Raw genomic sequence first — 12,916 nt, 5'->3', positions numbered from 1 at the left:
GCTGCCGCTGCGCCGCCATAGGGCTGCACAGATATTAAACTTTCGCCCAAAGCCCGCGCAAAACGCCCACAACCTTCGCATTTTATCTTATAATTTAGCCCGCTAGCTATCAGCCCGCTCAAGAGATATTTGTATGACAACTATTATCAAGCAAGATGACTTGATCACATCGGTAAAAGATGCGCTTCAGTTTATTTCTTACTATCACCCGCAAGACTTCATCCAAGCGATGAGCCGCGCGTATGACCGTGAAGAAAACAAAGCCGCAAAAGATGCGATTGCGCAAATCTTAATTAACTCGCGTATGTGTGCAGAAGGACACCGTCCGATCTGTCAAGATACCGGTATCGTCAACGTATTCGTTGAAGTGGGCATGGACGTTAAATTTGATTTAACGATGAGCTTAGACGACGCGATTAACGAAGGTGTCCGCCAAGGCTACTTAGAAAACTCAAATATCCTACGCGCATCTGTACTTGCAGACCCCGCTTTTGGCCGTAAAAATACCAAAGACAACACGCCTGCTGTGATCTACCACAAGCTTGTTCCAGGCAACAAAGTAGACATCACTGTAGCGGCAAAAGGCGGCGGTTCAGAAAACAAATCTAAACTTGCTATGCTGAACCCATCAGACTCAATCGTGGACTGGGTGCTGAAAACTGTTCCAACCATGGGTGCAGGCTGGTGTCCACCAGGCATGCTGGGTATCGGTATCGGCGGTACTGCAGAAAAAGCCATGATGCTTGCAAAAGAAGCATTGATGGAAGAGCTGGACATGGACGAACTTCTTCGCCGCGGCCCGCAAAGCAAGCTTGAAGAACTCCGTATCGAAATCTTCGAAAAAGTAAATGCGCTTGGTATTGGCGCGCAAGGCCTAGGCGGTTTAACCACCGTTCTAGACATCAAAATTAAAGATTACCCATGCCACGCTGCGGGCAAGCCAGTCGGTATGATTCCAAACTGCGCCGCAACCCGTCACGCGCATTTCCAATTAGATGGTTCAGGTGTAGCGCATATTCAGGCGCCAAAGCTTGAAGACTACCCGGAAGTGACTTGGGATTCTTCAACCTCTAAACGTGTTGACTTAGACAGCCTCACTCAGGAAGAAATGAACGCTTGGCAGCCAGGCGACACTTTGCTTCTTAACGGCACAATTTACACTGGCCGTGACGCTGCGCACAAACGCATGGTCGATATGTTGAACAACGGTGAAGAATTGCCAGTGGATCTTAAAGGCAAGTTCATTTACTACGTCGGCCCAGTCGATCCTGTGGGTGATGAAGTGGTTGGCCCTGCGGGTCCGACAACTGCAACCCGCATGGACAAATTTACCCGCCAAGTGCTTGAAGCGACAGGCCTTTACGGCATGATTGGTAAAGCGGACCGCGGCCCTGCAGCGGTTGAAGCCATTAAAGACAATAAAGCGACTTACCTGATGGCTGTCGGCGGCGCTGCATACTTAGTATCTAAAGCGATCCGTGAAGCGGAAGTGGTTGCGTTTGCTGATTTAGGCATGGAAGCGATCTACAAGTTTGTCGTGAAAGACATGCCTGTATCGGTTGCTGTTGATGTCAACGGTACGTCTATTCACGCCACTGCTCCAAAAATCTGGCAAGCGAAAATTGGTAAAATTCCAGTAGTTGATGCTGTAGCAGGCTAAACAGCCAGAAGTATAAAAAGCACCCAAACGGGTGCTTTTTTGCATTATGTCGTTTAATTCTTTTTGCCAATTTAAAGACCTGCTAAAATTTTCCACTCAATAAAAATATGCCAGAAAGCAGCCTTAAAAATAAATAGCGGAAATCATATGAAGTTTCATTTTCAAAGCCGTGCCCTTCTCTTCAGCTGCCTGCTGCTGCTCGGCCCTGCGGCCCTTGCCCAGCCAGTACAGGACCGCACATTAAACCGCTTAATTGAATTATCCAACTTAAGCAGCATGGTCATACAGTCCAGCCGCGACATTCGCCCTATCTTTGACACACAGGCTGAAGACATTCTCAAAGCCAATCTAGCGGTCTCTACACTAAATCAGCAGCAGAAAAATGCGGCGCTCAAAATCAGCCGCCTGCTTCAGGCGACCAATGAATCTATTGTCAGTGATCCGCAATTTTTACACATGATCCGCAAAAATTTTCAGAAGGCATTTACCGAAGAAGAAGCCCAAGCCTATATCGCTTTTCTAAGCACGCCGATGGGGCAATCGATCAATCAAAAAAGCGCCGGCTTGATGAACAGCATTCTGCAAGAAACTATGACGCTGAGCGCCGCCATTATGAATGACAGCCAGCGCCAGCAAAACTTTAATGAAAAACTTGCCAGCATTCTCCAGCCGCTGCTGCTGAGCAATTAAATGCTGCTGAGAAAACAGCTCCCCCTTTATATCTTCCGATGTCCCGCTCAAAACCAGCTGAATTAAAATGATAAACTGCAAATAACAGCCTTTATGCTATCGATCTATACTCAAAGAATTGTCTGCGCTTGCAGCTTAACAATTAGCTTCTGCATCACCAGCAAAAATTGAGCCGGTTGAGAAATGATGAACATTCGCTGATAAGCAAACTGCATTACAAAAAACTCAATTCAGCCATCCATAAATCAGCAAGCAGAAAACATACCCAGATGCAGGCTCAAAAAACTCAGCTGACCACATCAAAAAAAAGAACTTGCCGTTTTGAAATCCATCAAATGCTAGAAGAATCCATAACCACGCATTGAGAACACCCAAGAGGCTAAAAGAAATCGAACCAATTAATGCTTAAACCGTTACAGCAAAAAAAATCCAAACGCAGATAAAATTTTAGCAACAAAGGGGGGGCTTTCCATCCAACAAAAACATGAAAAACGTCAGGCCCGTTTGATTCAAAACGCTAGAGTATCCGTGCAAGAATTACCGCCGGCTAGAAAATCAAAAATTGAGCGAATAAGTCAATCAAGCTCTTCTTAAAGAAAAAGAAAGAGCAGAGCTCCTTCTTTTTCTCAAATTACCAGGTCAGCGGATTCCAAAGCTTAAACGGCTTCACCAGCTGCACATCCGTCGAAGGATCATACTTGGTGCGCTTGATTTTCTGCGCGCTTCTTCGCATCTTTCCGTTCTGCTGATTTTCTGCAACAAAGTTGTAGCTGGCCGATTTCATCTCGGTAAACGCAATCTCATTTCTGCCCACAGCATCAGGCATCAAGATCAAAGGCCCAGACATGGCATGCCTTGTGGTTAAATTTTCTTCATCATATTTCAAAAAATAAGACTGGCCGGCTTCTACGGTAAAATCCAAATATTTCGGCTTTTGAAAATGGTTAATCCCTAAAGGGCGGCTGCTGGATAAACGGTATCGGCCTGCCGGCAATTCAACCCAATAATAATGATTATTCAGCAGGCTAGGAATGCGCTCACTGTTCAAAAACAGGCTGCTGGCGACTATTTCCTGCCTATTCCATTTGCTGTCAGGACGGTACAAATACACCAATGCAGCCTGTTCATGCTGCGGCTGAACAGGCTGAAAATGACTGCCCTGCGTTTGATTGACCCAGCCGCCAATCGTAAAAGCCCCTATGCGGTACTGTTCCATAATGCCCGGCTCATGCTCAAACTTGACATCCTTCAATGTTGAAGCCAAATGCGGCTCCTGTTCAAGAGACGATTTTCCATGACAGCCCAGCAGCATCATGCTGCTCAATATTGCAATACATACACCACGCATGACTATCCCTCACTGCGTCTTTTCTTATTTTCAATCATTGTTTTAAATTTCAAACTGCTGGCCATCCCAGCCATCTAGCTGAGATTAACATTCAGCTTTATTTTTGGAAATAAAAAACGCGCGCAAATCTTAGATTTGCGCGCGTTTCTGACGAAATGCGGTTTTATGCAGATTTTGAATCAATCACTTTCAAATCTGCTTTTGACGCGGTTTCTTCATTTTGTTCTTTAGGCTGGCGCTCTGCTTTAAACTCGGGTTTCGCTTCACCATTAATCGCCGCTTCAGTCACAACAACTGTACCGACATCTGTACGGCTAGGTAAATCGTACATGGTTTCCAGCAGTGAATTTTCTAAAATAGAACGTAAGCCGCGTGCACCCGTATTGCGGTCCAGCGCTTTCTTCGCGACTGCGCGCAAAGCATCTTTTTCAAAGACCAAGTCCACATTTTCCATGCTGAACAGGTATTCATACTGACGGGTTAACGCATTTTTCGGTTCAGTCAGAATCTGCATCAAAGCATCTTCATCCAGCTCATCCAAGGTTGCAATCACCGGCAAACGGCCAATGAACTCTGGAATTAAGCCAAATTTCACCAAATCAGTCGCCTCTACCTGACGGAACAAGTCAGACAGTTTTTTCGTTTCGTCTTTCTTGCGCACTTCAGCAGTAAAGCCAATACCGCCTTTTTCCTGACGCTGCTGCACAATTTTCTCTAGGCCAGAGAATGCGCCGCCGCAGATAAACAGGATATTGGAGGTATCAATTTGAATGAATTCCTGCTGCGGATGCTTGCGGCCGCCCTGCGGCGGAATTGATGCAACCGTGCCTTCAATCATTTTCAGCAAAGCTTGCTGCACGCCTTCACCCGATACATCGCGGGTAATCGACGGGTTTTCTGATTTGCGGGTAATTTTGTCAATTTCATCGATATAGATAATGCCCTTTTGCGCTTTTTCTACATCGTAATCCGCTTTTTGAAGGAGTTTTTGAACAATGTTCTCAACATCTTCACCCACATAGCCCGCTTCGGTAAGCGTAGTTGCATCCGCCATGGCGAACGGAACATCTAAAAGACGCGCAAGTGTTTGAGCCAGCAAGGTTTTACCTGAACCTGTCGGCCCCACCAGCATGATGTTGCTTTTTGAAATCTCAACACCGTCTTCCGGCTTTTTACCGCTGGTACTGACTTTTAAACGCTTGTAATGGTTATACACCGCAACCGAAAGCGTTTTCTTCGCAACGTCTTGGCCAATCACATACTGGTCAAGCGCCGCGCGGATTTCATGCGGTTTTGGCAATGGGCGGGTTGCCCAGTCGCTGGATTCAACTTGCTGGCTGGTTTGCACCAAGTCTAGGCATACGTCCACACATTCATTACAGATGTACGCGTCCTCACCTGCAATCAGTTTCCCGACTTCAGACTGCGTTTTACCGCAAAATGAACAATGCTTTTGTCCTTGAGGATGTTCGGACATATTCACTCCAATATATAAATCTTTAAAACTTATGGACGTTTAGATAAAACTTCGTCCACAAGACCGTAATCTTTTGCCTGCTGCGCAGTCATAAAGTTGTCACGGTCGGTATCTTTTGCCACACGTTCAAAGTCTTGACCGCTGTGTTCCGCCATTAAGCGGTTTAAGCGCTCTTTAATGAACAGGATTTCGCGCGCATGGATTTCAATATCCGATGCCTGGCCGCGGAAACCGCCCAAAGGCTGGTGAATCATCACGCGGGCATTTTCAAGGCAATAGCGCTTGCCTTTCGCGCCGGCATTCAGCAGGAAAGCACCCATAGATGCCGCTTGGCCCATGCAGTAAGTCACAACATCTGGCTTAATAAACTGCATGGTATCGTAAATTGCCATACCGGCAGTCACTGAACCGCCTGGTGAGTTGATATAGAGATGAATATCTTTATCTGGGTTTTCGGCTTCTAAAAACAGCATTTGCGCAACAATTAAGTTCGCCATGTTGTCTTCAACTTCACCGGTTAAGAAAATGACGCGTTCACGCAAAAGGCGTGAATAAATATCAAAAGAACGCTCGCCGCGAGAAGATTGCTCTACCACCATCGGCACTAGCGCGTTTTCAATTGTTGGAACATACATACGTTTATTTATTCCTAAATTTTTTGTGACTCAACCCATAATTCACAATATGAGGGATATTTGCTGAAATTGCAAAAGGTTCCCAAGTAAATAACAGATATTTTTTGCATAAGCTTTGTGAATTCAGGACAATTTTTTATTATGCCGCACCGATAAAAAAAGGCGCCGAAAGCGCCTTTTTTTTACTGAGCTAAGGATTAGCCTTGCTGACGAGCTTGCTGCTCTTTCAATAAGTCTTCATAGCTAACAGTAGTGTCAGTTACTTTAGCAGACGCCAAGATATGATCTACAACCTGGTCTTCTAAAATGACTGATTCGATTTGAGCGCGCTGCTGCTTATCGTTATTGAAGTATTCAATAACTTCTTGTGGATCTTCGTAAGAAGACGCCATATCTTCGATATACGCATCAACACGCGCCTGATCAACTTCAAGTTTAGCATCAGCCAATACTTTGCTGACCAATACGCCTAGCTTAACTGATTTCTCAGCTTGTTCTTTGAACAGGTCATCTGGAAGCATGCTGCTGTCAAATGCTTTAGCGCCTTGAGCACCAAACTGCTGCGTGAACTGCTGAATCATTTGCTGACGCTGACGGTCAATTTCTTGAGCCAGCATTGCTTCTGGAAGTTCAACTTCGTTTGCAGCAACAAGCGCATCGAAAGCCGCGCCTTTCACTTGGTTACGCAGGCCGTTTTTCACTTCACGTTCCATGTTTTTGCGAACGTCAGCTTTTAATTTTTCGATGCCTTCTTCTTCAGTCAAACCGAAAACTTTTAAGAATTCAGCATCAATTTCTGGAAGTTTTTGTTTTTCAACAAGCTTCACAGTAATTTTGAATTGCGCAGATTTACCCGCCAAGTTTTCAGCTTGGTAATCTTCAGGGAAAGTTACATCAATAACTTTCTCTTCGCCTTTCTTCATGCCAACGATGCCGTCTTCGAAGCCCGGGATCATGCGGCCAGAACCTAAAACAAGTTTAAAGTCTTCTGCAGAACCGCCTTCAAATTTTTCGCCGTCAACAGAACCTTCAAAATCAAAAGTTACCTGCATGTCTTTTTTAGCCATGCCTTTTGTTTCAGCCCAAGAAGCGCGCTGCTTTTGAAGGTTTTCGATCATTTGATCAACGTCTTTGTCGTTCACTTCAGCTGATTTGCGTTCAACTTCCAAGCCTTCGAATTTAACGTCAACTTCTGGATAAACTTCAACAGTTGCTTGATAAACTAAAGCATCATCTTTCATTTCAGTTGAGTCAATGTTCGGCATGCCGACAGCATTGATTTTTTCTTGCTGAATTGCTTCGAATACTGTGTCGCGGATGATGTCGTTGACAACTTCTTGATAGATGCCAGCACCGTATTCACGGCGGACAACGTTTACAGGCACTTTGCCTGGACGGAAGCCGTTGATCTTCGCAGTTTTGGCAGTGCGTTTCAAACGAGCTTCAAATTGCTCGTTAATACGGCTCGTCGGTACAGATACATTTAAACGACGGGCAACGCCCGAAACCGCTTCAGAAGTTACTTGCATGGCTTCCTCGATATTTTGTTAATAAACAGTTTTAAAAAAAGTGCCATATTATATGACAACATTTAAAGATATACAAAATAGCATTATAGCACCTATTTTTCTTATATTTTTTCTGCACCGGCACAAGCCTTGAAATTCATACGCGGACTGCGCTGCGGCTCATCTTATTCATCTTGTTTGGAGTTATAAAACGGCGCATCAAATGGCGGCGCTGAAGTTCTGATTTTGCCTGTTCTTTGTTGCTGCTGCCGCCGGCAATCTGCAACAAAGCGAAACAAATGATTCATCAACCCTGCACAATCCTTACGACTATCGGATTAAATGCTGAATACTTTTTAGCGCCGCACCTCCTTTTAAATAAAATATTTCAAATAAAAACAGCTATTTATTATTTTTCCATCGTTATAATCATTAATTTTAACATTTAATATCAACACATTGATTGACAATTACAATGTCATAAAGATGCAATACATAATAAGAATTATTATTATTCGCATACAAATTCACAACGCATCCTCAGGTTTGAAATGGCCTTCATCAAAACACGTAAGAAAATTGTATCCTCTGCGATTGCTTCATCACTGTCTATGATTGCAGTCAATGCATTCGCTCAGGAACAAGTCACTCAGCTTCCGACAATTAATCAAGAAGTTGCTGCTGAACAACAACAAAGCTTAAAAGTAGACAAATCTGCAAACGCAAAATATGTTGCTCCTTTATTGGATACGCCAAAATCTGTTTCGGTGATTTCTAAGCAGCTGATTGAAGATACTCAAGTCACGACTTTGAGCGATGCTTTACGTACTGTGCCGGGCATTACCCTGGGCGCAGGTGAAGGCGGCAACCCGAATGGCGACCGTCCATTTATCCGCGGCTACAGCTCTGAAAGCTCAATGTATGTGGACGGTATCCGCAGTGCATCTTCGCAAAACCGTGAAATGTTTGCAGTAGAGCAAGTTGAAGTCACCAAAGGCTCTGCTTCTGCTTTAGGCGGTGCTGGTAGTGCTGGCGGCAGCATCAACATGATTTCTAAAGTGGCTAAAAAAGGCGACTTCTTGGAAGGCTCTGTTGGCGCAGGCACAGATAACTATCAGCGCATTACGCTAGACGGCAACAAAGATTTTGGCAACGGCATTGCTGCCCGTGTTGCAATCATGGGCCACCACAATGAAAAAGCCGGCCAAGCTGACGGCGCTGAATATGCCCGCGTTGGTATTGCGCCAAGCATTACTTTTGGTCTAGACACTCCGACCCGCGCAACTTTAAGCTACTACTACCTTAAATCTGACGATACCCCTGACTCAGGTGTTCCTTATTGGACAGACGGCAAAGCTGCCGGCAAACCGCTGGATGTAAAACAAGGCGTTTACTATGGCTGGTTAGACCGTGATTTCCAGAAGCAGGAAAACCAAATTGGCACAATCAAGCTTGAACATGACCTTGCTGACAACTTAACCATCAGCAATACTGCGGTTTACAGCAATTCTAAAAATGATTATCTATGGACGCAGCCAGACGACTCAAAAGGCAATATTGCTAATGGAAGTGTAGCTCGCCGTGCTAACTCAAGAATTACAGATACCAATACTTTTACTGACCAATTGGCTTTAACGGGCAAATTTAATACTGGTTCAATTAAACACAGCTTTAATGTGGGTGCAGAATACTCAGATCAAGAATCTGATAAAGGCAACTATTCAATTAAAGATCTAGGTGTCACAACAACAACATTACCAAATGGCGTACCTAATCTTAATGCATCAAATGGCTGTTCAGGCCTTATTGGCGCTGCATCTAACTATTGGTGTACAGATGCTTATAGTCCAAACTCACGCGATCCATGGTTAGGCAGCATCTCTGCAAATAAAGCAGTAACAACGACAACTGCTCAAACCACTTCAGTTTATCTATTAGACAGCATTGAATTTAATCCGCAATGGCTATTAGATTTGGGACTGCGTTGGGATAAGTTCGAAACAGAATTAAAAACCAATGCCACAGGCGCTAAAATTGAAAGCGATACGGACTTTTTCTCTTATCAGGCTGGCTTAACCTTTAAACCGGCAGAAAATGGCAGCATTTATGCAAGTTTCGCAACTTCTGCCAATCCCGTGGGTGTCGATGCCGGTGATGGTTCTGAAACAGCTGTTACTGCTGTCAACAAGGATCTAGATCCTGAAGAAAGCCGTACATTTGAGATTGGTACAAAGTGGGATTTGTTTAACGACAAATTAAACTTAACCGCAGCGATTTTCCGTACAGAAAAGCAAAATACCCGCATCTCACTTGATGCAAACACTACAACCAATGGCGGCGCCAGCAAAGTTGACGGTTTTGAACTGGGCTTAAACGGCAACATTACTGACAAATGGGCAGTTTCTGCAGGCTATACCTACCTTGACAGCGAATCCACTAAAAACGGTGTCAGCTGCCGCGGTACAACATGTACAGACCAAACTGTTTATAACGGCAATGTAATGCCAAACGTTGCGAAAAACTCTGCAACATTGTGGACAACGTATCAAGTAATGCCTCAATTAACGTTGGGCGCTGGCGCGATTGCCATGGATAAAGTATATGGTGATTTAGCCAATACCAAATGGGTGCCAGGCTATGTTCGCTACGATGCTATGGCGCGCTATAACGTGAACAAGAATGTTGATTTACAGTTAAATGTGAACAACTTATCTGATGAGCGCTACTTTACTAAAGCTTATGCATCTCACTATGCAACTGAAGCTGAAGGCCGCAACGCAGTATTGTCTGTGAACTTCAAATACTAATCAAAGCTGGCTCCCATAATTAATTATGGGAGCTATTTTAAATAGCCTCTTCATCGAGGCTATTTTTATGCGCAGCGTTTTGCTGTGCAACTTTAAAGCTCTAGCTTGCCGGAAAAATGGTACGCAGAATTAAAGAAATCCTCCCTTCTGCTTTCCGAGAAAGCCAAATACTTTCAAAAAAAATTTATCTTTTAGTAAAAAATCGATAAAAATCATCACCAAACAGGCTTTTTTTAATTGTTTTTACAAATAGCCTTTCTTTGTTTAAACATTTTTTTCGAATAAAAATAAATGATTTTAATATTGTTAATGATAACTATTATCAATAGAATTCACTCACAATTGTTACAGGCCATAACAATTCATCCATTGCTGCTTCATGGAGTTGTGAACATCGATGCAGCAATGGTTCTTTCCTTACGATCTCAGGACTTCACCATGGCACAGATTAAAAGCCGCAAACACAGTAAAACAGTATCTCTCGTTGCTCTGGCAGCAACATTGCCGCTGACTGCGCATGCCGCTGACTCAGAACAGCAGTCAACGCGCCTTCCAACCATTCAGGTGGAAGCTGCCGCTGAGAACGCTTATAAAAAAGATACGTTAAGCTCGGCTAAGTTCACTCAGCCTGTTCTGAATACGACGCAAACTGTTGCCATTATTCCTGAAAAAGTATTAAAAGAACAAAATGCCACCACCCTGACCGAAGCATTGCGCAACGTTCCCGGTGTAGGCACTTTTTCTTTGGGGGAAAATGGCCGAATGAATACGGGTGATGCCGTCACTATGCGCGGTTTTGACACAGCCAACAGTATTTTTATTGACGGCGTGCGTGATCTGGGCAACGTGACGCGGGATATGTTCAACTATGAGCAAATCGAAGTATTTAAAGGCCCTGCCGGCACCGATAATGGCCGTACAGCTGCATCAGGTTCAATCAACCTTTCTACCAAGCATGCAAATCTTGAAGATTCAAACAGTGCAACTCTAGGCTTCGGTTCAGATGATTACTACCGCGCAACGGCAGACCTGAATAAAAAAATTAATGAAACCACGGCCATCCGCTTGAATGCGATGGGGGAAAACGCAGACGGCATTGGCCGTGACGGCGTGGAAAATAAAAAATGGGCCATCGCGTCTTCTTTGGGCTTTGGCTTAGGCACAGACTTGCGGGTATTTTTAGATTATTTACATACGGAACAGGATAACAAACTGGATGGCGGCATCCCGACTGTGGGCGTGCCCGGTTTTGATGCCAATAAAAGCACCAATGCGGCGATTAAAAGTTTAGCCAATTATCTGAACAGCCATAAAGTGGATACGTCCAATTACTATGGCGCTCCGGAAGACTTTGATGATGTTTCCGCAGATATGGCAACCGCCCGTATTGAATACGATATCTCTGAAAAAACCAAGCTGGCCAATACCGCGCGCTGGGGTAAAACTGAGCACCAGTACCTAAGCACCTTCTCAGGCAATGCGTACACCACGACCAATCCAGCCAATCCGAATGATGCATCCGCCATGCGTGTTTCAGGCAGCGCAAACAACGGCGATACTGAAAATGAAATCATCACGAACCAAACCAGCTTAGTCACAAGCTTCAATACGGGGCGGCTCAAACATGATGTCAGCACAGGGGTTGAATTTACTCGTGAAGAAATGAAAACCCGAGGCTGGACGGCGACTGTCACTGGAACAAACTCACTGTATAACCCGCAAGGCACCGTACATACGGCGCTAGTGCGCAACACCAACGGCAATGGTGATTCTGAAGGCCAGATGGATACTTATTCTATTTTTGCCTTCGACACCATTGCACTTTCACCGAAATTTTCAGTAAATGGCGGCATCCGCTTAGACCGCTATAAGCTTGATTCTGATTCTTTTGTGAATACAGCGGCATCAGGCCAGCCGGCAAAATATGAAGCGGTTAACCTAAAAGATGACGGCAATCTATTCAACTGGAAAGTCGGCGCGCTTTACAAGCCAACGCCGAATGGCAGCCTGTATGCCAACTATGCAGTCCAGCAGCAAGCCCCTGGCACAATTACCGGCGGTGACGGTATTGGCAATGCAAACGTTTTTGCGCCGTCAGGATCGGCCAGCAGCAATAACAACTTAGAACTCGATCCGCAAGAAATCAATACTGTCGAAGTGGGCGCAAAATGGGAGTTCTTGGATAGCCGCTTGCTGTTAACGGGTGCGCTTTTCCAAACTGAGCTGACGAATGAACTGGAAAAAGACGGCGAACTCTATTACCAGACCGGTGAAAAGACCGTTAAAGGCGTTGAACTCGGCGTGATCGGCAGCTTAAATGACCATTGGCAAGTCACTGCCGGCTATACCCATCAAAAAACAGACATCAAAAACGTCACTCAAGCGGCCAGCAGCCAATTGGTTTCTGCAGATGGTTCAAGCAATATGCCATTTACCCCATCTGATGCATTCACAATGTGGACAACCTACAGCATGGACAAATGGAGCATTGGCAGCGGCGCGCGCTATAACGGCGAAATGACCAAAAGTAAAGACGGCAATGCGGTTGGGCCTTCAGTGATTCCAGACTACTGGGTTTTTGATTCAATGATCGGTTATCAAGCCACCCCAAATGTCGGCATCCAGCTGAACATCAACAACCTGTTTGATGAAGACTACATTTCCAGCATTAACCGCGGCGGCTTGCGCTATATTGCTGGCGCTGAACGCAATTACCGCTTAACGTTCAACTTTAAATTCTAAGTCAAGAAGAATAAAAAAGGCCTTAATCTTGTATTAGGGCTTTTTTTAT

8 protein-coding genes are annotated in these 12,916 nt (G+C 44.7%); 4 read left to right on the top strand and 4 right to left on the bottom strand.

What is annotated here, in order from left to right:
* The first annotated feature begins 133 nt into the window (after positions 1-133).
* A complete protein-coding gene (locus tag F941_RS02400; RefSeq protein ID WP_005007367.1) occupies positions 134-1,660 on the top strand; it encodes a fumarate hydratase in 1,527 nt (508 codons plus the stop codon).
* Positions 1,661-1,807: 147 nt separating this feature from the next.
* Positions 1,808-2,350 (top strand): DUF2059 domain-containing protein, encoded by a 543-nt coding sequence (locus F941_RS02395; RefSeq protein WP_005007366.1) that lies wholly within the window; start codon positions 1,808-1,810, stop codon positions 2,348-2,350.
* A 631-nt stretch (positions 2,351-2,981) separates the two neighbouring features.
* Here F941_RS02395 and F941_RS02390 read toward each other — a convergent pair.
* The 4 genes from F941_RS02390 to tig form a co-directional block, all read right to left on the bottom strand.
* Entirely contained in the window at positions 2,982-3,698 is a 717-nt protein-coding gene (locus F941_RS02390; RefSeq protein WP_005007364.1) for a DUF2846 domain-containing protein, read from the bottom strand.
* A gap of 163 nt (positions 3,699-3,861) precedes the next feature.
* Positions 3,862-5,175, bottom strand: a complete 1,314-nt coding sequence (gene clpX / locus F941_RS02385) for an ATP-dependent protease ATP-binding subunit ClpX (protein ID WP_005007363.1) — start codon at positions 5,173-5,175, stop codon at positions 3,862-3,864.
* Positions 5,176-5,204: 29 nt separating this feature from the next.
* Positions 5,205-5,810, bottom strand: a complete 606-nt coding sequence (clpP, locus tag F941_RS02380) for an ATP-dependent Clp endopeptidase proteolytic subunit ClpP (protein WP_005007362.1) — start codon at positions 5,808-5,810, stop codon at positions 5,205-5,207.
* Positions 5,811-6,007: 197 nt separating this feature from the next.
* Positions 6,008-7,339 carry a trigger factor gene (gene tig, locus F941_RS02375; protein WP_005007358.1) on the bottom strand — a complete coding sequence of 444 codons (1,332 nt, stop codon included), beginning with the start codon at positions 7,337-7,339 and terminating at the stop codon, positions 6,008-6,010.
* A 530-nt stretch (positions 7,340-7,869) separates the two neighbouring features.
* On the opposite strand from tig, the gene F941_RS02370 reads away from it, so the two are divergent.
* Positions 7,870-10,125, top strand: coding sequence for a TonB-dependent receptor (locus tag F941_RS02370; RefSeq protein WP_005007353.1), 2,256 nt, complete (start codon positions 7,870-7,872; stop codon positions 10,123-10,125).
* A gap of 438 nt (positions 10,126-10,563) precedes the next feature.
* Complete coding sequence (locus F941_RS02365; protein ID WP_005007351.1) at positions 10,564-12,867, top strand: catecholate siderophore receptor Fiu; 2,304 nt, start codon at positions 10,564-10,566, stop codon at positions 12,865-12,867.
* The last annotated feature ends 49 nt before the right edge of the window (positions 12,868-12,916 follow it).

Source organism: Acinetobacter bouvetii DSM 14964 = CIP 107468 (assembly GCF_000368865.1).
In the GTDB taxonomy this organism is placed as follows: Bacteria; Pseudomonadota; Gammaproteobacteria; order Pseudomonadales; family Moraxellaceae; genus Acinetobacter; species Acinetobacter bouvetii.
Note: the sequence above shows the minus strand (reverse complement) of the source record. Positions and strands in the feature narration are given on the sequence as shown.

Excerpts from the sequence above, each read along its gene's own strand:
- F941_RS02390 (WP_005007364.1), bottom strand. The coding sequence starts at position 3,698 with ATGCGTGGTGTATGTATTGCAATATTGAGCAGCATGATGCTGCTGGGC.
- F941_RS02400 (WP_005007367.1), top strand. The coding sequence starts at position 134 with ATGACAACTATTATCAAGCAAGATGACTTGATCACATCGGTAAAAGAT.
- clpP (WP_005007362.1), bottom strand. The coding sequence starts at position 5,810 with ATGTATGTTCCAACAATTGAAAACGCGCTAGTGCCGATGGTGGTAGAG.
- tig (WP_005007358.1), bottom strand. The coding sequence starts at position 7,339 with ATGCAAGTAACTTCTGAAGCGGTTTCGGGCGTTGCCCGTCGTTTAAAT.
- clpX (WP_005007363.1), bottom strand. The coding sequence starts at position 5,175 with ATGTCCGAACATCCTCAAGGACAAAAGCATTGTTCATTTTGCGGTAAA.
- F941_RS02365 (WP_005007351.1), top strand. The coding sequence starts at position 10,564 with ATGGCACAGATTAAAAGCCGCAAACACAGTAAAACAGTATCTCTCGTT.
- F941_RS02370 (WP_005007353.1), top strand. The coding sequence starts at position 7,870 with ATGGCCTTCATCAAAACACGTAAGAAAATTGTATCCTCTGCGATTGCT.
- F941_RS02395 (WP_005007366.1), top strand. The coding sequence starts at position 1,808 with ATGAAGTTTCATTTTCAAAGCCGTGCCCTTCTCTTCAGCTGCCTGCTG.